The sequence below is a fragment of the uncultured Clostridium sp. genome, assembly GCF_910588715.1.
Taxonomy (GTDB): Bacteria; Bacillota; Clostridia; order Clostridiales; family Clostridiaceae; genus Clostridium.
Map to the genome: position 1 here is coordinate 94,021 of NZ_CAJURG010000004.1, position 23,847 is coordinate 117,867.

Annotated in this window: 23 protein-coding genes and 2 tRNA genes; 10 read left to right on the forward strand and 15 right to left on the reverse strand. The window is 25.3% G+C overall.

The genetic code is table 11. The features are described 5' to 3' along the window. Positions 1-13 precede the first annotated feature (13 nt). From QZ321_RS08290 to proB, 6 genes are all read right to left on the reverse strand, one after another. Complete coding sequence (locus QZ321_RS08290) at positions 14-1,063, reverse strand: carbamoyl phosphate synthase small subunit (protein ID WP_291748235.1); 1,050 nt, start codon at positions 1,061-1,063, stop codon at positions 14-16. 440 nt (positions 1,064-1,503) lie between these two features. Continuing rightward, positions 1,504-2,280, reverse strand: a complete 777-nt coding sequence (locus QZ321_RS08295; RefSeq protein WP_291748232.1) for an SDR family oxidoreductase — start codon at positions 2,278-2,280, stop codon at positions 1,504-1,506. Between the two features lie 138 nt (positions 2,281-2,418). Next, the gene (locus QZ321_RS08300; RefSeq protein ID WP_291748229.1) at positions 2,419-3,015 is read right to left on the reverse strand and encodes an ElyC/SanA/YdcF family protein; all 597 of its coding nucleotides are present in this window, start codon (positions 3,013-3,015) and stop codon (positions 2,419-2,421) included. A 69-nt stretch (positions 3,016-3,084) separates the two neighbouring features. After that, a complete protein-coding gene (locus QZ321_RS08305; RefSeq protein ID WP_294196588.1) occupies positions 3,085-3,531 on the reverse strand; it encodes a GNAT family N-acetyltransferase in 447 nt (148 codons plus the stop codon). Positions 3,532-3,684: 153 nt separating this feature from the next. Then, positions 3,685-4,929 carry a glutamate-5-semialdehyde dehydrogenase gene (locus QZ321_RS08310; RefSeq protein WP_291750356.1) on the reverse strand — a complete coding sequence of 415 codons (1,245 nt, stop codon included), beginning with the start codon at positions 4,927-4,929 and terminating at the stop codon, positions 3,685-3,687. 21 nt (positions 4,930-4,950) lie between these two features. Further along, the gene (proB, locus tag QZ321_RS08315; protein ID WP_291750359.1) at positions 4,951-5,757 is read right to left on the reverse strand and encodes a glutamate 5-kinase; all 807 of its coding nucleotides are present in this window, start codon (positions 5,755-5,757) and stop codon (positions 4,951-4,953) included. Between the two features lie 295 nt (positions 5,758-6,052). Between proB and QZ321_RS08320 the strand changes: the two genes are divergently transcribed. Further along, positions 6,053-7,432, forward strand: a complete 1,380-nt coding sequence (locus QZ321_RS08320) for a YjiH family protein (RefSeq protein WP_291750360.1) — start codon at positions 6,053-6,055, stop codon at positions 7,430-7,432. A gap of 88 nt (positions 7,433-7,520) precedes the next feature. Here the strand turns inward: QZ321_RS08320 and QZ321_RS08325 are convergent. From QZ321_RS08325 to QZ321_RS08335, 3 genes are all read right to left on the reverse strand, one after another. After that, positions 7,521-7,595, reverse strand: a tRNA-Glu gene (locus QZ321_RS08325). Positions 7,596-7,679: 84 nt separating this feature from the next. Next, entirely contained in the window at positions 7,680-9,371 is a 1,692-nt protein-coding gene (locus QZ321_RS08330) for an ABC-ATPase domain-containing protein (protein ID WP_291750362.1), read from the reverse strand. A gap of 3 nt (positions 9,372-9,374) precedes the next feature. Next, a complete protein-coding gene (locus QZ321_RS08335) occupies positions 9,375-9,947 on the reverse strand; it encodes a DUF1836 domain-containing protein (protein WP_291750363.1) in 573 nt (190 codons plus the stop codon). A 217-nt stretch (positions 9,948-10,164) separates the two neighbouring features. Here QZ321_RS08335 and QZ321_RS08340 point away from each other — a divergent pair, with 217 nt between their 5' ends. From QZ321_RS08340 to QZ321_RS08350, 3 genes are all read left to right on the forward strand, one after another. Beyond that, positions 10,165-10,812 carry a hemolysin III family protein gene (locus QZ321_RS08340; RefSeq protein WP_291740205.1) on the forward strand — a complete coding sequence of 216 codons (648 nt, stop codon included), beginning with the start codon at positions 10,165-10,167 and terminating at the stop codon, positions 10,810-10,812. Positions 10,813-10,840: 28 nt separating this feature from the next. After that, complete coding sequence (locus QZ321_RS08345) at positions 10,841-11,056, forward strand: DUF4351 domain-containing protein (protein ID WP_291740206.1); 216 nt, start codon at positions 10,841-10,843, stop codon at positions 11,054-11,056. Positions 11,057-11,283: 227 nt separating this feature from the next. Next, complete coding sequence (locus QZ321_RS08350; protein WP_291740207.1) at positions 11,284-12,873, forward strand: ATP-binding cassette domain-containing protein; 1,590 nt, start codon at positions 11,284-11,286, stop codon at positions 12,871-12,873. A gap of 101 nt (positions 12,874-12,974) precedes the next feature. On the opposite strand, the gene QZ321_RS08355 is transcribed toward QZ321_RS08350, so the two are convergent. Next, positions 12,975-13,289 (reverse strand): hypothetical protein, encoded by a 315-nt coding sequence (locus QZ321_RS08355; RefSeq protein WP_291750020.1) that lies wholly within the window; start codon positions 13,287-13,289, stop codon positions 12,975-12,977. Positions 13,290-13,410: 121 nt separating this feature from the next. Between QZ321_RS08355 and QZ321_RS08360 the strand changes: the two genes are divergently transcribed. Together QZ321_RS08360 and QZ321_RS08365 are read left to right on the forward strand one after the other, a co-directional pair. Next, positions 13,411-14,649, forward strand: a complete 1,239-nt coding sequence (locus QZ321_RS08360; protein WP_291750023.1) for a hypothetical protein — start codon at positions 13,411-13,413, stop codon at positions 14,647-14,649. 2 nt (positions 14,650-14,651) lie between these two features. Next, positions 14,652-15,314, forward strand: coding sequence for a VanZ family protein (locus tag QZ321_RS08365; protein WP_291750025.1), 663 nt, complete (start codon positions 14,652-14,654; stop codon positions 15,312-15,314). A 52-nt stretch (positions 15,315-15,366) separates the two neighbouring features. Here the strand turns inward: QZ321_RS08365 and QZ321_RS08370 are convergent, their stop codons facing one another. Beyond that, positions 15,367-15,921, reverse strand: a complete 555-nt coding sequence (locus tag QZ321_RS08370; RefSeq protein WP_291750027.1) for a TetR/AcrR family transcriptional regulator — start codon at positions 15,919-15,921, stop codon at positions 15,367-15,369. A gap of 206 nt (positions 15,922-16,127) precedes the next feature. Here QZ321_RS08370 and QZ321_RS08375 point away from each other — a divergent pair, with 206 nt between their 5' ends. Further along, a complete protein-coding gene (locus tag QZ321_RS08375) occupies positions 16,128-17,015 on the forward strand; it encodes a phosphatidylserine decarboxylase (RefSeq protein WP_291750031.1) in 888 nt (295 codons plus the stop codon). A 17-nt stretch (positions 17,016-17,032) separates the two neighbouring features. Here the strand turns inward: QZ321_RS08375 and QZ321_RS08380 are convergent, their stop codons facing one another. The 3 genes from QZ321_RS08380 to QZ321_RS08390 form a co-directional block, all read right to left on the reverse strand. Next, entirely contained in the window at positions 17,033-18,166 is a 1,134-nt protein-coding gene (locus QZ321_RS08380; protein ID WP_291750034.1) for a DUF1887 family CARF protein, read from the reverse strand. A 97-nt stretch (positions 18,167-18,263) separates the two neighbouring features. Beyond that, positions 18,264-18,338, reverse strand: a tRNA-Arg gene (locus QZ321_RS08385). A gap of 78 nt (positions 18,339-18,416) precedes the next feature. Continuing rightward, positions 18,417-19,187 (reverse strand): DUF1189 family protein, encoded by a 771-nt coding sequence (locus QZ321_RS08390; RefSeq protein WP_291750037.1) that lies wholly within the window; start codon positions 19,185-19,187, stop codon positions 18,417-18,419. A 183-nt stretch (positions 19,188-19,370) separates the two neighbouring features. Between QZ321_RS08390 and QZ321_RS08395 the strand changes: the two genes are divergently transcribed. The 3 genes from QZ321_RS08395 (at position 19,371) to bsh (ending at position 23,160) form a co-directional block, all read left to right on the forward strand. Then, positions 19,371-20,573, forward strand: a complete 1,203-nt coding sequence (locus QZ321_RS08395; RefSeq protein WP_291750040.1) for a L,D-transpeptidase — start codon at positions 19,371-19,373, stop codon at positions 20,571-20,573. A gap of 120 nt (positions 20,574-20,693) precedes the next feature. Continuing rightward, positions 20,694-22,034 carry an HD domain-containing protein gene (locus tag QZ321_RS08400; RefSeq protein WP_291750043.1) on the forward strand — a complete coding sequence of 447 codons (1,341 nt, stop codon included), beginning with the start codon at positions 20,694-20,696 and terminating at the stop codon, positions 22,032-22,034. 151 nt (positions 22,035-22,185) lie between these two features. Then, a complete protein-coding gene (gene bsh / locus QZ321_RS08405; protein ID WP_291750047.1) occupies positions 22,186-23,160 on the forward strand; it encodes a choloylglycine hydrolase in 975 nt (324 codons plus the stop codon). Between the two features lie 81 nt (positions 23,161-23,241). Here the strand turns inward: bsh and QZ321_RS08410 are convergent, their stop codons facing one another. Further along, on the reverse strand, positions 23,242-23,739 hold the full coding sequence (locus tag QZ321_RS08410; protein ID WP_291750050.1) for a hypothetical protein: 498 nt from the start codon (positions 23,737-23,739) through the stop codon (positions 23,242-23,244). Positions 23,740-23,847: the final 108 nt, after the last annotated feature.

Consider the following 23,847-nt stretch of genomic DNA (forward strand, 5'->3'; position numbering starts at 1 on the left):
TTTTTAAACCCTCCTATAGTGCGTATTCCATAAATCTGTCAAATATATATTCACTATCCTTTGGACCTGCTGCGGCCTCTGGGTGGAATTGAACTGAATATATAGGTAAAGTAATATGTTTCATACCTTCTATTGTTCCATCATTTATATTTAAGTGTGTTGCTACAGTTCCTTCTGGTAACTCTTGAACTACATATCCATGATTTTGAGAAGTTATATGAACTTTATTTTTTTCTAAATCTTTTACTGGGTGATTACATCCTCGGTGTCCAAATTTTAGCTTAGTAGTTTTTCCACCTAAAGTTAATGCCAATAATTGATGACCTAAACAAATACCAACTATCGGTTTAACTCCAACTATTCTTTTAATGTTTTCTATTACATTGCCTAAATCTTCTGGATCTCCAGGGCCATTTGATAAAAATACTAAATCAGGATTAACTGACAATACTTCTTCTGCACTAGCTGTCATTGGAAATACTGTTATCCTACAATTTCTCCTTTGGAAATTTCTAATTATATTAGTCTTTATTCCAAAATCTATTATTGCAACATGCTTACCTGTTCCTTCAATTGTATAAGTTTCTTTAGTTGAAACTATGCTAACTGCATCCTTATTTGAAAAAGCTTCTAGCTTTTCTTCTACCTCTTCTAAGCTCTGACTCTCTAAAGAAATAATTCCTTTCATAGTTCCGTTATTTCTTAAAACCTTTGTTAAAGCTCTTGTGTCTATTCCTTCTAATCCAATTATTTTATTTTGTTTTAAATAATCTTCAAGTCCAATTTCGCATCTAAAGTTATTTGGGAAACTACATTTTTCCCTTACTATAAACCCTCTTACTTTTGGTTCTTCAGATTCATTATCTTCTAAATTTATTCCGTAATTTCCTATTAAAGGATATGTCATAGTTACAATTTGTCCATAGTATGATGGGTCTGTTAATACCTCTTGATAACCAGTCATTCCAGTTGTAAATACAACTTCTCCTACGCTATCTTTTAAATATCCAAATGCCTTACCTTCAAAAGTCATACCATTTTCTAATATAAGCCTTGCTTTCATTCCTAGCCCTCCCAAAATTTATGTATATAACAGCTAAAAATACACTTTCTAAAAGCTCTTAAATTAAATATACTCTATAAAATTTATTAAATTCTTAATAAATTTAACAGAAAAGGATAGCAAGGAGACATTTAACTATGTAATCTCTCCATACTATCCTTATAATATTTTAATTTAACTTTAGAAAATTTCTTTGATAAATCGATGTAACTATTGCTATTTACGTATAACATACCTACATACTCCTTTCTGGCCTCTCTGGACCAATTTAAAGTGTACTTTTTAACTAATTAACTTATCTATATAATAATTTACTATCTTTGTATATTATTCTATATTGCATGCTAATTAATGTCAATACTAAAATAGTTATATTACCCACTTTATGTATTAATATTCCTTTTAATAACTACATTTAAAAAATATAACTTGTTTTTTCATTACCTTAAATTATTTTTTAATACTATCTTTCTTGAAATACTTCTAGGTATTAATTTATTTCCCATAACTAACAATTTATTTTTAAATCCCGGAATTATTATAACTTTTCCCTTATAAAAATCTTTATAACAAATTTTAGCTACTTCTTCTGCATCCATTAAATATTTCTTAGCTGATTTACTTTTTTTAATTCCAGCTTTATCTTGAAAACTTGTTTTAACTGGACCGGGACAAAGACATGATATTTTTATTCCTGCTGCTTTATATTCTTCATAAATAGCCTCTGTCAAATTAAGAACATAAGCTTTTGAGGCATAATATGTAGCCATTCTAGGGCCTGAACAGAATGCTGCAGTAGAAGCAACATTTAAAATTCCACCTTCTTTTTCCTTTACTACTTTAGGTAAAAAATATTTTGTTAATTTAGTTAATGCTTTTATATTAATATCTATTAGTGCTTCTTCACTTTTCCATTCAATATTATTAAAGTCTCCAAACGTTCCTATACCAGCGTTATTTATTAAAATATTTATGTTTAACTTATTTGCTTCTATATAATTAAATAAGTCTTGAATATCTTCACTATTTTTTAAATCTAATGCTAATATTTTTATATCTATATTGAACTTTGATAATTCATTTTTTACATCTTGTAACTTAAGTATGTTTCTTGAAATTAAAATTAAATTACGTTTATCTTTTGCAAATAATTTCGCTAATTCATAACCTATTCCCATAGATGCACCAGTTATTAATGTATATCTTAAATTTTTCAAATTGCTCCCTACCTCTCTTTTTATATTTAATTATAAAATATTTTTAAAATAAAATTATATATTTTATTTTAAGAAAACCCTAAATTAAATAAAATTTAAAAAATATAAGACATTAAAATAACCTTATAAAGTTACATTTTAATGTAACTTTATAAGGCATAAAAAGAAATCTTTAATTTGCGCTAATAATTCTCTTCTTTTATACTTTTTCATTCTATCATATTCTCTCATATCAGAGGCAATACCATATGCCTCAATACCTAACCTTCTTGCAATATATATAGCCCTAGGTAAATGATAACTATTAGTTGATATTATTGCAGTTTTTATATTAAATATATTTTTTGCTCTATACATACTATCAAATGTACAAAATCCATAATTATCAATAAGTAAGTCTTCTTCTCTAATATTTACGCTTGTATAATTATTCATAATCCAATTTTTCATAACCTTAGGTTCATCATGGCTTTCTCCACTCTTATCTCCAGTTAATAAAATTGTTTTACTTATTCTTCTAACATATACTTTCGCTCCAGTATCTAATCTATCAGCTAATATATCACAAGGAGTCCCATCTGGTCTTATCCCAGCACCAAGTACAATTACCGTATCACAATTCTCTGGAAGGTCTTTCATTTCTAAAATATATTTCTGTCCATGTCTATCCATTACAACAAAAATCTCTAAAATAATTAACAGTACCATTAAACAAAAAATCAATACATATGCCATATACTATTACTTCTCGACTATTTCTATTAATATATGGTATGTATTGACCTTTGTATTTGTACATTATTTTTATAATTCTATTTTCATTTTAACGTGTGGTATATTAACCTCATCATATATATCTGATACCACCTTAAATCCTACACTTAAATACATTTCTTTTGCATATTCTTGAGCAGATAGAACAACTACATTTTCATTTAAGTTATTTTTTATAAATTCAAGTGCTGATTTCATCATTTTTTGTGCTATACCTTTTCTTCTATATCCTTTAAGAACTAAAACTCTTCCTATTGAAATATTTTCATATGCAACTTTCTTAGGAACAATTCTACTATAAGCAATAATCCTTCCTTCATCTTTTAACATCACATGATAAGATACCTTGTCTTTATCATCAAAATCTTGTTCGTCTGTTATTTCTTGTTCACAAACAAAAACTTCAAATCTCGATTTTGCAATTTCATACATTTCATCAATTGTTAATTCATTAAACATCTTTATTTCAAAGTACATAATATTTTCTCCCACTTGTAGTATAATTTTTTAATTTAAACATTCTATTTACTTCATTTATAATTGTAAATTAAAGCAACCAAATTACCAATTAGATAACTTCCACTAAATAAATCATAGATTTATGGTATCAGTTAAAATTTTGGCTTTCACTTATCTTATTTGACCATTTCCATAAATTATATATTTAATAGTAGTAAGTTCTTTAAGTCCCATTGGACCTCTTGCATGAAGCTTTTGAGTACTTATTCCTATTTCTGCTCCAAACCCAAACTCTTCTCCATCTGTAAATCTAGTTGAAGCATTTACATAAACAGCTGCTGCATCTACCTTTTGCATAAACTTTTGTGAATTTGCATAATCATTAGTCACTATAGCTTCAGAATGCCCTGAACCAAAGTGATTAATAATGTTAATAGCTTCATCTATACTTTTAACTATCTTAACTCCAATTATATAATCTAAGTATTCATTATACCACTCTTCATCTTTTGCTTTTATTATTGACGAATCATACAAAATTGAAGATTCATCTCCTCTAACCTCAACATCCTTTTCTTTTAATGCTTTTAAAATTATAGGCATAAACTCTTTAGCTATGTTTTCATGTACTAATAACTTTTCTGCTGCATTACAAACTGATGGTCTTGAAGTTTTAGCATTTAAAACTATATCCTTAGCCATTTTTAAATCTGCATATTCATCAACGTATATATGACAATTTCCTGTTCCTGTTTCAATTACAGGTACAGTTGCATTTTTAACAACTGCTTGAATAAGTCCTGCACCACCCCTTGGAATTAAAACATCTATATAATCTTTTAATTTCATCATTTCAGTTGCAACTTCTCTACTTGTATCTTCTATTAATTGAATTGAATCTTCTGGTAAATTTACAGATTTAAGTCCTGCTCTTAAAATCTTAACTATAGCCTTATTGGAATTAATAGCTTCACTTCCCCCTCTTAAAATAACTGCATTACCAGCCTTAAAGCAAAGCCCTGCTGCATCACTTGTTACATTTGGTCTAGCCTCATATATTATTCCTATAACCCCTAAAGGAACTCTCTTTTGTCCTATTTGTAGTCCATTTGGCCTAGTCCACATTCCTAAAACCTCACCAACTGGATCTGGAAGATTAGCTACTTGTATTAATCCATTTGCCATGCCTTCTATTCTATCTTCATTTAAAGTTAATCTATCAAGCATAGATTTAGATGTACCTTTTTCTATTGCTATTTGTAAATCTATCTTATTAGCTTTAATAATTTTATCTTTATTATTAACTAAAAAGTCAGCCATTTTTTCTAAACCCTTATTTTTTTCACCTGTACTTAAATTTCCTAATATAAAAGAAACCTCTTTAGATTTTTTTCCCTTAACAATTAATTCACTCATTTTATTGACCCCTCTCTATACTTATTTTTTTATAAACAATGTTCCAATTTCTTTTCCACCAATAATATCTAATAATATTGATGGATTATCTCCATTAGCTAATATCATATTGCATCCTGAATTTATAGCTCTTTTTGCTGCTGTTAATTTTGTAGCCATCCCTCCAGTTCCATGAGAACTTCCTGCACCACCTGCACAACCTTCTAGTGTTGGCGTAATTTCTTCTACTGTTTTTATAAGCTTTGAATTTTTGTTCTTTCTTGGATCTGAATCATAAAATCCATCTATATCAGATAATATAATTAATAAATCTGCTGATACTAATTCTGCAACTATTGCAGATAAATTATCATTATCACCAAATCTAACTATGTTTTCTATCTCATCTATAGAAACAGTATCATTTTCGTTAACTATTGGTATTATTCCATTTTTTATTAAAGTTTCAAATGTATTAACCACATTTTCTCTTATATGATTATCTTCAACAACGTCTCTTGTTAAAAGAATTTGACCAACAACATGACTATACTCTCCAAAAAGCTTACTATATATATACATAAGTTCACATTGTCCTACCGCTGCTACTGCTTGTTTTTCCTTTATGCTCTTTGGCTTTTCTTTTAATTTTAATTTATTAACTCCAACACCAATTGCTCCAGAGGAGACAAGTACAATTTCCCTTCCTGAATTCATTAAGTCAGATAATACTCTTGTTAATTTTTCTATTCTTGTTAAGTTTATATTTCCATTATCATATATAAGAGTGGAAGTTCCAACTTTAACAACAATCCTTTTGCATCCCCTTATCTGATTTCTATAATTCATTTTTTCAACCCCTAAATCTTAAATTATTATTTCTATTATTATAATTATCTTTATTCATCTATAATATAAAAATTCCCTTCATAATATATCAAACTAAATTCCTATTTAAATGATTTCTAAGAATAAAATTGAATAAAAAGTTTATAAATTCCATTATTTCTGCATAAAAATTGAATTTTATAAGCTTTTTTAGATTTTTTATGCATAAAAACTATTGCTTTTTAACATTCTTGCATTTAAAATTAACATAGATGAATAATTATAAATACTTATGTATAAATATAAAGGAGATAAAATGGAGATTTCAAAATTAAAACCATTTAATGATAATAATAAAGTTACCTTAAAAGATAACTTAAAATTTATAATTCCTTCTATAATTGGTATCTTATTATTTATGATTCCAATAAAACATGAAGGTGATGTAACAATTCCAATTGCTATTTTCTCAGGAATGTTTGTAGATTTCCTTGGTAAATATCTGATATACATAATTGCTGGAATCTTAACAATATCAGCAACACTTAGTTTAATAACTACATTATTTAAACCAAAGTTTATTACTAATAATAAGTTTTTAAACTCAATATTTAGTACTACTCCATTGTGGTTAACTGCTAGAGTTCTTGGTGGAATATTTGGAGTTCTTGCAACATTTCAAATAGGTCCTGAAATGATAATAAGTGCAGATACTGGCTCATTTGTATTAAACGATCTTTTAACTGTGTTATTTTCTATATTCTTATTTGCAGGATTATTCTTACCACTCCTACTTAACTTTGGGTTATTAGAGTTTTTTGGTGCTTTATTAACTAAAGTAATGAGACCTGTATTTAAATTGCCTGGTCGTTCATCAATTGACTGTATTACTTCTTGGTTGGGTGATGGTACTTTAGGAATAATGTTAACTAATAAGCAATATGAAGATGGATTTTATACAGAAAGAGAAGCTGCTACTATAAGTACAACATTCTCTGCGGTTTCAATTACTTTTAGTTTAGTTGTAATAAATACAGTTGGACTTGGAAATATGTTTATTCCATTTTATTTAACTGTTACTTTTGCTGGAATAGTTGCAGCCATAATAATTCCAAGAATTTATCCATTAACAAAAAAGAAAGATACTTATTATAATGGTAAAACTGAAAAAATAGATGAATCTATTCCTAAAGGATATAACTCTTTATCATGGGGATATGAACAAGCTATAATAAAAGCGAGAAAAAATTCTAGTGTAAAAGAATTTTTTGCTGATGGTGGTAAAAATGTTTTAGATATGTGGATTGGAGTTCTTCCTGTTGTTATGTGCATGGCAACAATAGCTCTTATAATAGCAACATATACTCCAGTATTTAAGATATTAGGTTTACCATTTGTTCCAATACTTCACTTATTACAAGTTCCAGAAGCACTTGCTGCTTCTCAAACATTAGTTGTTGGATTTGCTGATATGCTTCTTCCTTCAGTTGTTGCTTCAACAACAATAACTAGTGAAATGACAAAATTTATAGTTGCTGCCGTATCTGTAACTCAACTTATATATATGTCTGAAGTTGGTGGAGTTTTGCTTGGTTCAAAGATTCCAGTAAATATAAAGGAATTAATAATAATATTTATAGAAAGAACTTTAATAACTTTACCTGTTATAGTTATAATTGCAAATTTCATATATTAAAAAAATGACTGGACAAATTCCAGTCATTTTTATTATATAAGATAAAAAATAGGAGCAAACTTAATGTTTAACTCCTTAATCCTTGATATGGTGACCTGTAGGGGGATCGAACCCCTGATTTCACCGTGAGAGGGTGACGTCTTTACCTCTTGACCAACAAGCCATTATTAATTTTTCTTTATAATATTAATATTACCATATTAAAGGAAAATATACTAGATATTTTTTCCATTTTAAAAATTAATTATTATTTAATTTTTAAATTTCTAAATCTATTATAAGCACTTAACAATTCTTGTTTTCTTACAATGGCAAGACTTCCGTATCCACCCTTTATATTATCAATATTAATAAGATTTTTATTTATCTCACTAATAGCCTTATCTACAATTTCAATTAAAGTCAAATCTTTTCCCATTAATTTATTCTCAACATATTTCATTATCGCACCTATAGTATTTAATTGTTCACTATCAACAATTTGTTCTACAGCTCTTAAATCTATATTTTCTCTATTAATAGAAATTCCATCTTTCCCCAAAGTTTTAATCTTAACTCCTTTAGGTCCACTTTCTATTGTTCCTTTAAGTAGCACTCTATTAAAATCTATATTAATATCTATATTTTTATTATGCTCTATATTCCCCTTGCTTAAATTCTTAGCTTTTTCTGTAACCTCATATGGTTCGTAATTATCCATTTGAATAACTAAATCTGCAATATCAAAAAAATCTCCAGAACTACCTGCAACTAATATTGTAGATATCCCCTTTTGTTTATAAAGGCTTCTTGCAACATCAATAAATGGAGTTATTGGTTCCTTATCCTTTGCTACAAGCTTTTGCATAATTGTATCTCTAATCATGAAATTAGTAGCTGAAGTGTCTTCGTCAATTAAAAATACTCTTGTATTACTTTCAATTCCTTCAATAATATTAGCCGCTTGTGATGTGCTTCCACTTGCATTTTCCGTATAAAATTTTATTGTATCCTTTCCATTAGGGAGATTATTTATAAATAATGAAATATCAGTTTTTGTTATTGCTCTTCCATCTTCAGCTCTAACCTTTAAAGCACTTTCATCTGTAATGACAAATTCTCTACCATCACCTTCAATATGATTATATATACCAAGCTCTAATGCTCTAAGAAGTGTAGACTTTCCATGATATCCACCACCAACTATAAGAGTTATTCCTTCTCGTATCCCCATTCCCTTTATAATTCCTCTGTTAGGTGTATTAAATTCCACCTCTAAGTTTTTAGGTGAGATAAATTTTTTTCCATTCCTTAAGGGTCTTTGAGAAACTCCACTTTCACGTGGCAAAATAGAGTAATTTGCTACAAAAGCGACTAATCCTTTCTTTTTAATTTCTCCTCTAATAAATTCTTGATCTTCAACAAGCTTTATTCTTTCAATTAAGAATTTTGTATTTATATTTGTATATATTAAAGTATTTTTCACTATATTAGGTAAAACATTAAATAATATTTTTTCTAATTCTGCTGATAATACACTTCTTCCCCTTGCTGGAAATCCCACATAAAATCTAGCTTCAATTTTATCATCATCTATTATTATTGAAGTTCTTTCTAATATTTGTTGAGAACATCTACTTATTTCTAAAACTCCACTTTTTCCTGAACCAAATATTTTTTCACTATATTTATGTATATTTTTACTGAATAATCTAGTTAAAAAATCACATAAAGCAATTTTTTTATACTTCTCATTAAATAATTGCCTAGGAAATTTATTAATATCACTTTCTATTATTATTCTTACCCTTGATGGTGATGCAAATGGATCACCTTGAACATGATCTATGCTTAATATATAATCATTAAACTTGTATTGACCTTCTAATTCTTTATATGACTTATATCCCTTGCCATTTATTTTGTCTAAATCTCTTTTTAAATCATTTGAATTTTTCATATTTTACTCCTGTTTTGAAAAAAATTCATCAATTAATTTTTCGCTCATTCTTCTATACATATTACTCATGTTTACTAAAGAACATAACAATAAAAATCTTTTTTCAAATTCATCATTTAATAATTTATTTTTCTCAATCTTATCATCTATTTTTTTAATTTTGTTAATAACATCTTCTTTAAAATTACTTTCATCATTAATGCAATTTTCTAAGAAACAAGTATATAAATCTCTTAATGAATGTCTTTCTTCTTCTGGATTATCTATAATTTCTTCTAAAGAAGCTTTTATATCATTAATAGATAAAGCTCCTTTTAAATTATAAATTAAAGACATTAATATTATATGTTCTTTTGAATATTTTTTATTTTTTATTGGTAATAATAATTTCCCTTTAGCATAATTATTAATCATTGTTTTAGTTAATATTTTTTCATCTTCATTTCTTTTTTGTTCACTTAATTTTGATTCAAATAATTGAATTACTTGATCCATATATAAATCAATTTCTGGTATTTCATCTAGCTTTATATTATTTTCTAAATTTAAATTATTTAATATTTCTAATATTTCCATAGAATCCTCCTAGTAGTTTTAAAAACTACATCTTGTAATTATCATATTTAATAATAATAGCATTTTCTAATATTTGCAAGAAAATTTAATCTAATTAATGATAATTTCCTTAAATCCCCTATTATAAACTTTGACTCTTTTGCACATATAATAAATAATATTAATATAATATCATGTAGTTTCAAAAACTACATATTGAATGAGAGGTGTATATTATATGTATAAAAAATTAAGAGAACCTATTAATTCTATTACTCATCTTGCAGGAGCTTTATTTTCATTAATTGCTTTAATAGCAATGTTAATTAAAGCTATATCAACAAATGCTTCTAGTGTTGGCATATTATCTGTTACTATTTTTGGAATTAGTTTAATTCTTTTATATATAACTTCTGGAACTTATCACGGAATAATTTCTAGCGATAAAGTAATTTCTATTTTTAAAAAATTAGACCATTCTATGATTTTTGTTTTAATTGCGGGATCTTATGCACCATTTTGCTTACTTACTATTGGTGGAAAATTTGGTGTTACTATGTTTATAATAATGATTACACTTGCTGTTTTAGGTATAATATTTAAACTTTGTTGGTTTACTTGCCCATGTTGGGTTGATAGCACAATGTATATTGGACTAGGATGGGCAGCTTTATTTATGATTAAACCATTAGCTTCTATTTTACCTGCTATAAGTTTGTTTTTATTAGTTCTTGGCGGAATTTTTTATACAATTGGTGGAGTTATTTATGCTAGTAAATCTAAAAAATTAACTATTGGTAATTGGGGCTTTCATGAAATATTTCACATATTTATATTGCTTGGTAGTTTAAGTCATTTCATTTGTGTATATACTTATGTAATATAATCAAACTTATTTGAAAGGAAACCTAATTATGATTAATCTTAATTTATATGAAGAAGGTATTGAAGCTGGAATAGAACAAGGGCAATATCTATTATTAATTAAATTATTAAATAAAAAATTAGGAAGAATATCTAATAAATATCTTAATAAAATTCAAAATTTAGATAATAATAAAATTATCAAAATTGCATTAGATATTTTTAATATAGAAAATACTGAAGATTTAAGTAAGTATTTAGTATAATTTTTTATTTTAAAAATGACTGTATTTAAATTAATTCAAATACAGTCATTTTTACTTTTTATTACACTTTTTAATATTAAATCATTTTTTTCATATTAAATTTTTACAATGATTTTTTTTGAAAATTTCTCACTAATTCACTATCTTAATATTGTATATTTTCATGAAAATATAAAAACTTTATGTTATAATATCGAAAGAACAAGAAATGAAATGAGGTATGTTGAGTGATAAATGTTTTAAATGTAAGTTTAAGATTTGGGTCTCGTAAATTATTTGAAGATGTTAATATCAAGTTTACTCCTGGAAACTGCTATGGTGTTATTGGTGCTAACGGAGCGGGAAAATCTACATTCTTAAAAATATTATCTGGAGAAGTTGAACCAAACACTGGTGAAGTAATAATTGCTCCAAATACAAGAATGTCTGTTTTAAGCCAAGACCATTATAAATATGATGAATTTCCTGTTTTAGAAACAGTTATAATGGGTAATGAAAGATTACATACTATAATGAAAGAAAAGGATGCTTTATATGCTAAACCTGACTTTTCAGATGAAGACGGAATTAAAGCGGCTGAATTAGAAGGTGAATTTGCAGAATTAAATGGTTGGGAAGCTGAGTCTGAAGCATCATCTTTATTACAAGGCTTAGGAATTGGAACTGATGCACACTATAAATTAATGTCTGAATTAACAGGAGCTGAAAAAGTTAAAGTATTACTTGCTCAAGCTTTATTTGGTAACCCTGGCATATTAATATTAGACGAGCCTACTAACCACTTAGATATTAAATCAATTAAATGGCTTCAATCTTTCTTAGGTGACTTTGAAGGTACAGTTATAGTTGTATCACATGATAGACATTTCTTAAATGAAGTTTGTACTCACATGGCTGACGTTGACTTCGGTAAGATTAAACTTTATGTTGGTAACTATGATTTCTGGTATGAATCAAGCCAATTAGCTACTCAAATGGCTAAGGATCAAAATAAGAAAAAAGAAGAAAAAATTAAAGAATTACAAGACTTCATTGCAAGATTTAGTGCTAATGCTTCTAAATCTAAACAAGCAACATCTCGTAAAAAGTTATTAGAAAAAATTACTTTAGACGATATAGAACCGTCAAGCAGAAGATATCCATTTGTTGGATTTAAACCTGAAAGAGAAGTTGGTAATGATATATTAGTAGTTGAAGGACTATCTAAAACTATTGATGGAGTTAAAGTTTTAGACAATGTAAGTTTTAGAGTAAATAAAGATGAAAAGATTGCTTTTGTAGGAAATGAAATTGCAATTACAACTTTATTTAAGATAATCAATGGAGAAATGGAACCAGATGCAGGTGAATTCAAATGGGGTATTACTATAACTAAAGCATACTTCCCTAAAGATAACTCTGAATTCTTTAATGATTGTACATTAAGCTTAGTAGATTGGTTAAGACAATTCTCTGAAGAAAAATCTGAAAGTTATATTAGAGGATTCTTAGGAAGAATGTTATTCTCTGGAGAAGAAGCTTTAAAAGAAGCTAATGTATTATCTGGAGGAGAAAAGGTTAGATGTATGCTTTCTAGAATGATGCTTTCTAGTGCAAATGTATTAATTTTAGATGGACCTACTAACCACTTAGACCTTGAATCAATCACAGCTGTAAATAATGGATTAAAAGATTATAACAGTAATGTATTATTTGCTTCTCATGACCATCAATTTGTTCAAACAGTTGCAAATAGAATTATAAGAATAAATGATGATGGATCTATATTTGATAGAACTATGACATATGATGAATTCTTAGAAAAATTCGGTGAATAGAAAAAATATCACTAGCAAATAAAATTTGCTAGTGATATTTTTTATTATTTTAATTAATCCTTATTTCTTATGCTACTTGTCCTTAAAATTAGTATATTATTTTAAAAACCATAATATACAGCTGAACCTACTGGATCATAAATAGCTACTGATGGTGTTTGTGCACTAACAGTTCCAGTTCCATAAACTCTTCCTGATTCCCTCATTTGACTACCAGAAAATACTCTTACATTTGTATAATGATACTGTTTTGCTTTTACAAATCCTGAAGCATAACAAACACCCGAAGATGTTTTAATAACTCTATGCCCCGAATCTTCTACTCTTCTATCTATAGCCATTGCTGTAATTCCTATAGTAGAAAAGAAAGTTGCTGTTAATACTCCCAAAGTTAATTTTTTTAAATTCTTATTCATGATTCCCCCCTAATATGTAATTTTTTACTATAATATTATACAATAATATACATATTATTGTAATTTTTTTCAAAAACATATAAAATTAATATATATTAATTTTACCAAGGGAGGTTATCTAATGCTTTTTTCAGTAAAAAAAATTAAATTCTATCAATTATTTCTTATAGTAATAATATTTGTACTTTTAATATTATTCAATTCCCTTCATAAGTCTGTGTCCTTACAATCTGAATTAAATTCATTAGATTCTGATAATGGATTTATTCAATTAAAAGATAATTATGATGGAAATAAAAATAATTTATCAATCTTTGAATTTTTTAATAAAAGTGGCTCATTAGAAAAAATGATGAACTTATATAATACAATTTCTAATGATAAAGATATTAAATACTATGAAATACTAACTCAACCATTAGAATATATAGGTGAGTATAAAGGAGAGATTAAATTTACTCAAGGTGAGGAACTTATTAATCAAAAAATAGATAATAACTGTATAACTCCTTTAAATTCTATACAAATAGGTGAAAAAGCAAGTGAATATTTACATTTATCTAATAATATTTTATATGGAGAGTATTTTTCAAAAGATGATTATTTATTAAATGATACTCAAGAAGTTCCTGTTGTTTTAGGGAATTCCTATTTAGGCATTTATAACCTAGGAGATTCTTTTGAGTGTTATTACCTAGGAACAATGAAGTTAAAATTAAAAGTAATTGGTTTTTTGAAAGAAAATAGTAAATTTTCTTTAGAATATGAATATTTATTAGATAATGAAATTATTTTACCAGTGCTTAACATCAATGATACTTTGCTATTAAAAAATAAAGATTTCTCTAATATACTCTATTCTTTAAAAAATACTGGTTATATCCACTATACTAATAATGATGACTATAATTATATAATAAATAAAATTAAAAACTTAGTTCAAGTTATTAATATAGATTGGGGTTATAGGGGTAAAGTAGACAACCCATTTAAAGAAAAACCTATTAATATATCTATAGAAACAAGTAATAAACTTCGAATATTTGCCTATTTATTAACAATAATTTTATTTATATTAGTTTATTGTTTAGAAAAAAAATATTTATCTCTTTTAAAATTTGATTCAAATAAAAGAAAATGTCTTATATTAAAAACTAAAATATTTTTCAAAGCTTTAATAACTGTGCTTATATTATATTTAATTTTATGTTTTATACTATTATTTTTATTACAAAATACCCCTTTATATTTCGTAATAAAAAATGTTCAAATAGAACTTATTCCTATAATATTACTTTGTTTTATAGCTTTAACTTATGTATGTAACTTAAATATAAAAAAATCAATAAAGGAGTGCTAATTTTGAATTTAGTTACTAATGCAATTTATTCAGCTTTGCCTTTTTTTATCACATCAATTCCCTTAATATTAATTAATCTTTTTATTATTAAAGAAAAAAGAAATTTATTAAATATAAGTTTTAACCTTAAAGAAAAAATATCAACAATTTGTTTTATGTTAAGTATATTATTTATTTTAGGTATAACAATAGGTAATAATACTTCCTTTAGTTTTAGTAATATATCCTTAAACAATATAAATATAATTCCTTTCAAAGGAATATATACTCAGTACATATTTTCTCTTAAAGGTGATATACACTCAATAGTAAACCTATTTGGAAATATTATTATATTTTTACCTTTTGGATTTTTCTTATCTCTATATTATAAAGATATTTATAAAAATAGCCATAAAATTTTATTAATTGCCTTTTCTGTTTCATTATTTATAGAATTATTACAATTATTTCTAGGACGTTCTACTGATATAACTGATATTATTTTAAATACATTTGGTGTATTTTTAGGCAAATTATTATTTCAATATTTTTATATAATTTTTGAAAATTTCTTTTTAAATATTAACTTAAGAGATGGAAATACCAATAATTCTAAAATTAATTATTTAAATTTAATACAATACGGTTTCTGGATAGCTTTCTTGATATTAAATTTAAAATAAAATATATTATTTTATGTAAAAACTATGCACTTAATAATTAAGTGCATAGTTTTCATTTAATTACTAATCCATCAAACATTATATCTACAATTTTTTTCATAGATTCTTCATAATCTAAATTTTCTTTATGTAAATTATTATCTTCGATTATTGTTCTAATGCTACCAATTAAAATTCTCTTCATAAGTGATAAATTTACTTTTTTAATTATTCCTTTTTCAATACAATTATTTATTAATATCTTTGTTGGCTCCCAGCCTGTTTCTAATCTATTAATTATTTTTTCATAAATATTTGGATAAAACTTATTTATCTCATGTATTTTAGTATAATCAATAGTATTATATGAAGTTGGAATTATTGTTAAAAGTCTTTTTAGCTTTTCTAAATCACCTATACTATCATCTGCAATTATCATTTTCCCTTGTTCTTTAATTGAATCAAATACTTCATCAACTAATAAATCTAATAATTTTTCTTTACTATCTATATTTTCATAAAGGGTTCTTTTGCTAACAGATAACTTATTTGCAATATCATCCATTGTAAATTTAACTCCCTTTTCTCTAAAAATATCTATAGTTGCATTTATTATTTTTATTTCCAAATGCTTTTCTCCTCTCCAATTTATCAAATTACTTTTTTAAAAACTACTTTAAAGTTTTATATTTATATTTTTAACAAATTTCATATTATATAATGTTAATGAATTAATAAATAAAAATATGTTAATATATTATAAGAATATTATTGTATATTTGATTATAATAGATAATGGTATTTTCTAACTATAAAAATTTATGAGGTAAATTTATGATACAGGTTTATAATAGAAAAACAAATAAATATGATACTGAAAATGTTGCTGGAGACAAATATATAAAGTGGGCTTATGAATCTCCAATAGGAAAAAGTTTTGTAGAATTGTTTATAAAAAGAAAACTTTTTTCTAAATTATACGGTAACTTTTGTGACAGTAAATTAAGTGTTAAAAAAATTAATTCATTTATTAAAAATTTTAATATTGATACCGATATATTTACCAATGACCCTTCTGACTTTAAAAGCTTTAATGATTTTTTTATAAGAAAGCTAACTCCGGAATCTAGACCTATTAATAAAGATAAAAATATATTAATATCTCCTGGAGATGGGCGTTTGTTAGCTTATACTAATATTGATATAAATTCTTTAATACAGGTAAAAGGAATAACCTATAGTCTTTCCGAATTATTAGAAGATAATCCTATTGCAAATGAATATGCTGGTGGAACATGTTTAGTTTTAAGATTATGTCCAGTTGATTATCATAGATTACACTTTATTGATGATGGTATTCCTGAAAAATCAAATATAGTTAATGGAAATTACTATTCTGTTAATCCTACGGCCTTAGAAAGAATCCCTAAGTTATATTGTCAAAACAAACGTGAATGGTCAATTTTTCACTCAGAAAATTTTGGTGATGTAATTCTTATGGAAGTAGGGGCAACTTGTGTTGGCTCTATAGTTCAAACTTATGAGCCTAATAAAAAAGTTTCTAAGGGAGATGAAAAGTCTTATTTTAAATTTGGTGGTTCTACTACTATTCTTTTCTTTAAAGAAAATACAGTAACCATAGATGATGATATACTTATCCAATCATCCTTTGGATTTGAAACAAAAGTTATTATGGGTGAAAAAATAGGAGAAAAAATTTAACTAAAGTGCATTGCACTTTAGTTATTTATTATTTTCTTGACTTCTTTAATAAATTTTTCTTCATTTCCATCAAAAATAATTAAATTAATTCCCATCTCTTTTGCCCTTATTTTTACTGGAGATTTAATTGGTTCTTTTGTTGCAACCAAAATTTTATATGAATTTTCTCCACCAAACTTAGAGGCATATACATTTAATTCATTTAAAGCCATTTCATTATATTTATCACTATCTTTACAGGAAATAAAAATTGGAACCGAATCTTTTACTGCTACTACATCAAGTTCATTTCTAACAGATTGATTTGCATCATTCCATAAAAACATAACTCCATTTTTAGCTTCATCAACCTCTTCAATTTTATTAATTAATTTATTTGTCTCTATTTCTAACCATGTTCCACTTTTGAATATAAAAGCCTTTAAATAGTCATTATTAAAATTAACAGTTATTTTATCATCTTGCTTTTTATAATTAATTTCCTTCATTTCTTTTAATTTTAATAATATTTTATCTAATAAATTAACTTCTTCATTTTCTAAAGCTTTAGTATGAATATATATTCTTTGTTGTTCCATACTATCATGTTCAAATATACTTGCATCATATAATTGTTGTTTATATTTATGCCATAATTCCAAATTGCTAGATATTTTTTCTGCAAAATAAATTAAATCTTTTTTATTACATAATTCTGAAGAATCTTCAACTATTTTTCCTCCAGAAGCCTTAACAATATCATCAATTTCTAAATCTTCAAAAGTCTTTTTATGTATTATTATACTTTCCTTAAATTCATACATAACTTTTTTCTTGATATCTATATATAAAGCTATAAGATTTTCTCTTATACAAAGCTCTAATAAAATTAAAGAATTTATTTTATTTCCACCAGTTAAATTAATTAAAACATTCTTATCTTTTATATTTTTTATTATTTTTTCTAATCCTTCTTTATCTCCTTCTTCAACTGAAAATTCTTCAATCTTAATTTTGGGAAAATTTTTTTCATAATATAATTTAAGAGTTTTCATTTTTTCTTCAGAATCTTTATCTTTTATAAAATAGACTGTGCTAGGATTAAATTCTTGAGTTGCTAGGATATTACTTTCATTATGTTCATCTACTTGATTTATTAATATATCAATCATAATTTTTCTCCTCTTTATTCTAACTCTAAGAATAGTTTTCCTATAATATAAAATTTTATAAATAAAAAAGAACTGTTGAAAATCAACAGTTCTTTTTTGGCAGAGCGTAAAGGAATCGAACCCTTAATGCGCCGTCCGTAGCGGCGTGTTATATCCGTTTAACTAACGCTCCATAGTGTTAACAAATTTATGTTAACACAAAAATTAGAATTTATCAACAATTAAAATATTTTCATTTAAATTAATTATTTTATATGTTTTGTTTTTCATTATATACAGATATATAAGTTAAACCAAACATTAATATGATTCCTCCAATTAAAATAAAATATCCTCCAATCGGATAAATTAAATTAATTATTGCAGGTAAAGTAACTGCATATAATGAAAGCTTTAACAGTTCATTATATGAGACTTTTTTATTTCCAAGTAAAGAGCTTAATAAACCTACTAATGAAATTAATAAAGCCTGTATTATTAATTGAACAAAATTGAAAATTATAATAATTGGAATGATTATATATTTAATTACATCAAACTTCTCTAAAAGAGAAATTACAAAGTTATTATCAAAATCAATTTTATCTAATCCTAACTCTGAATACTTGCCTATAATATTTTCTGAACCACCTTTAATCATAAATCCATCTTTAAGTAATACAGTAACCATTTCTTTGTGAACAGTAATACTTCTTAAAGATTCTAGTTCATCTAAATTTTTATTTGTATCTATATATAATAATACTTGACCTTCTTCTTCCTTTATAGGAGATGATTTAAAACTTAATAATCCATTTTTCATTTCAAATTGAACTTCATCTTGTTTTAAAATCATTTCTGTTGCTTTTTCTAAGCCTGAAATAATTACAGTACTCATAACTCCTTGGATAACTCCAATTATAAGCGAAAGAACTAAAACATATAAAAAAGCCTTACTTAACTTATCCTTATATAAATAAACGTATTTCTTAGGATTAATACTAAAAATAAATTTATTTCTCATTTTTATTTTCTCGTTCATTAATTCCTCCATAAAACATAATTATTTTAATTTTAAAAAATACTATATTAATATTTTTACACTTTGATTATAACATATTTTACTAAATTTTCTTATGTACTTTTTATGAATTTCCCTTAAATATGTTTAAAAATAAAGAAATTGGTCAATTATTAATAATAAAAAAATAAGGAGGTATTTTTTTTGAGAAATTTATTTCAAAAACCTAAAAAAGGTGTTTTTAAAATTCTCACAATTATTTTTGCTGTATTTCTAATAGGATTTGCTGCTAATTATTATATAAATTACAAATACTCTTTAATTACAAATGAGTTTGTTGCAAAATTTAATAATAATGATTTTGATTCTGCAAAAGAAATAATTGCAAGTAATGATTTTTATTTAAAATTAAAGAAGAAAACTTTAAATAAAGATTTAAATGAATATTTTTCTTCAAGAGTAAAAGGCTTATGTGATTCTTCTTTAAATACTGAGGAAAATAAATCAAAGTCCTTGGTAATTTTAAATGAAATTAAAAGCTATAACATATTAGATTCATCCTTGAATAAATTAATAATTTCATTAGATAAAAACTATATTCCAGAAAGTGATTCTGATTATAAAGCAATTTTAGATTTAGGATTAGATAATTGTAATAATGGTGATTTTATTACTTCCATTAACTTACTAAAAAAAATCCCTGACTCTTCAAAGTATTATAATGAAGCAAATAAATACATAGAAAAATGTAAAAATGATTATAAGGAAAACTTATTTAAACAAGCAGATGAATTAGTTAAAGATGATTATTATACTAAGGCTATAAATTTGTTATCTAGTGCTGATACTTCTATAATTTCAAAATCTGATGCTGAAATCACTAGTAAAATTAACACTATAACTGAAGCTAAGGAAAATTATTTAGCTTCTATAGATTCTAATGATAATCAAAATTCAACCTTAACATCTAGTCAATTGCTTCAATCAATTACTACTAATAATATAAACACTTTAAATATAGAAAGTTTAACTCCATATTTAGTATACGTAAATCTTTCTGAACAAATGACTTATGTTTATAAAGGAACTATGAACAAATGGGATAATATTAAATCCTTTACCTGTTCTACAGGAGTAGATGATGAAAAAACACCACCTGGAATCTTTGATGTTCGTGAGAGAGGGGAGTGGTTCTTTTCAGATAAATATGAACAAGGCGGAAAGTATTGGGTTCAATTTTATGGAGATTATTTATTCCATTCAGTTCCTTACAACAAAGATCAAAGTGAAGTTGTAGATAATACTTTAGGAACTCCAGCTTCTCATGGATGTATTAGATTAAAAACAGAAGATGCTAAATGGATTTATGATAATATCGAATTTGGCACAAAAGTTATAATTAATTAAAAAATAAAGGCAATATATTAAAGACATAATATATTGCCTTTATTTTTTACTTTTATCTTTTTTAACCAATCTTTATGATAAAATTAGATTAATAAAAACTTAATTTAGAGGATGATTTTTATGTTTATTTATATACCTGATAATGTTCAATTTATTATAGATACGTTTTATAAAAATAATTATGAAGCTTTTATGGTTGGGGGCTGTGTAAGAGATTCTTTACTTGGAATTATACCTAAAGATTATGACATAACAACCTCTGCCCTTCCAAATGTAACAGAATCACTATTTGATAAAACAATTCCAACTGGAATAAAACATGGAACAGTTACTATTGTATTGGATAATGAAAATTTAGAAGTTACTACTTACAGAACAGAAGGAAATTATTTAGATAATCGTCATCCTGAATCTGTTGAATTTGTTTCAAGTATAAAGGAAGATTTATCAAGGCGAGATTTTACAGTCAATGCTCTAGCTTATAATAAAAAAGAAGGGTTTATAGATTATTTTAATGGAGTAAATGATATAAAAAATAAAATAATTAAAGCAGTAGGTGATCCAAATAAAAGATTTCAAGAAGATGCCTTAAGAATGTTACGTGCAATTAGATTTAGTTGTCAATTAGGATTTAAAATTGAACCACTAACATACTTAGCTATAAAGAAAAACTATAAATTAATTAAAAATATTAGTATGGAACGTATTAGAGATGAATTATGTAAAATACTAATTTCTGATAATCCTTCTGATGGATTAACCCTCTTAAAAGATACAAGAATTTTAGAAATAATTCTGCCCGAAATTTATAGTTTAGTTGATTACACTCCACTTTGTAATAATCATAATAAAGATGTTTTTAGTCACACTTTAAATGTAATAAATAATACTTCAAGCAATGATTTAATTTTAAGATTATCAGCACTTTTCCATGATGTTGGTAAGCTTAATACATTAAAACAATTGCCTAATGGTCATTATTATTTCCCCGGGCACGCTAAGGAAGGTGCAATTATATGCAAACCAATATTATCAAGACTTAAATTTGATAATTCAACTATAGATAAAGTTTCTAAAATTATTTATGATCATTTAGTATTAGATGTAAATTATATGCCTACAGATGGTGAAATTAAAAGATTATTAATACGTGTTGGAAGCGAAAATATATTTACGCTTTTTGAACTTCAAAAAGCGGATACAAACTCACTTTGGAGTCCTGCTCCCTTTTTAAAGAAAATTGATTATATTTCTAATAAAGTTCAAAAAATACTTGAAAATAATGAGCCACTTTATATAAAAGATTTAGCTATTACAGGTGCAGATTTAATGAATCATTTAAATCTTAACCCTGGCAAAATCATTGGAGAAATACTACTATTTTTATTAGAAAAAGTGTTAGATGATAAAAGTTTAAATAATAAAGAAACTCTTTTGAAAATTGCTGAAAACTTTATTTAAAAGTTTTATATTTAATTGTTATATTGTTAATAAACTCATAAAAATAATTATACTTCCTTTGCTCTACACAATTAAAAATCTAATAAAAATTAATGTATATCTATTAATACTATGGTAGAAAATAAATATTATTGATATATGGAGGAAATTTATGTGTACAGCAGCGACTTATAAAACAAAAGACTTTTATTTTGGTAGAAACTTAGATTACGAATTTTCGTATAACAATGAAATAACAATAACTCCAAGAAATTTTGAATTTACTTTTAAAGAAATGGATAGTATGAAATCTCATTATGCGATAATTGGAATGGCATTTGTTGTTGATGATTATCCATTATATTATGATGGTATCAATGAAAAAGGGTTAGGAATTGCAGGATTAAATTTTGTTGGAAATGCTAACTACAAAGAAAAAGTATCTGACAAAGATAACATAACTCCGTTTGAATTTATTCCATGGATTCTATGTCAATGTTCTACTGTAAAAGAAGCAAGAGCTTTAATTGAAAAAATGAATATGTTAAATGTTCAATTTAACGATAAATTACCTCTTGCAGAGTTGCATTGGATTATTTCAGACAGTAAAGAATCTATTACGGTAGAATCAGTTTTAGAAGGAATTAAAGTTTACGATAATCCTGTAGGTATTTTAACTAATAATCCTACTTTTGATAAACAATTATTTTCATTAAATAATTATAGAGGTCTTTCTCCAAAATCCCCTGAAAATACATTTAGTAATGACTTAAACTTAGATAGTTATAGTCGTGGAATGGGTGGAATAGGACTTCCTGGTGATTTATCTTCACAATCTAGATTTGTAAGAGTAGCATTTACTAAAATGAATTCTACTTCTAGTGATGATGAAAAGGAAAGCGTAAGTCAATTTTTCCATATTCTTCACTCAGTTGATCAACAAAGAGGTTGTTGTAATTTAGGTGATGATAAGTTTGAAATAACGCTTTATTCATCATGTTGTAATGCTAATAAAGGAATTTATTATTATACTGCTTATGATAATCATCAAATAACAGCAGTAGATATGAATAAAGAAGATTTAGATGGAAATCAACTTATAACATATCCTTTCATAAAAGATGAACAAATAAATTACCTAAATTAAATAAATATTTTAAAAATAAGCTGTATCAATACAAATTTAGATACAGCTTATTTTAATTTTTTACCAAATAAAATATAAGTTCTAAATAAACATACTTACTTTATTCTCAGCTAGTTGATTGCTTTTAATATTATTATCGATAATAAATTTAGCTAATTTTATATATTCACTTTCTAATTTATATTTTACTTCTTCAAAAAAACTTTTTGTAATTAAGATTTCAGACAATACATTTGAAGAAAAATAAGAATTATTTATTAAAATTTTCTTATTATATATATCATTATAAATATTTGCAATCTTATTTCCGTTTTTTTCATAAGCTTCACACTTATTTTTTAGTTCATCTAATAATTCAAAACAGTTATCTTTACCTCTACCATTTATTAAATTAAGTGCTTCTTTAATATCTTCAATTAACTCCTTAGTTGTAGATATTAAATCAAGATAATCATAATAATGTTTATCATCTTGACTTTTTTTCTCAGATAGTTTCTCCTCACATTCTTTGAATTTTGTTTGATATTCATCATAAATGTTTAAAACTGATTTTAAGTTTAAATATAAATCGATATTCATAAAATCCCCTCCTTATTCAAATATAAGGTAATTTTAACAAAAAAAAAATGTTCAAATAAATGTTATTTACTTTAATTCAAAATATATCAATTTATTAAAATAAATGTT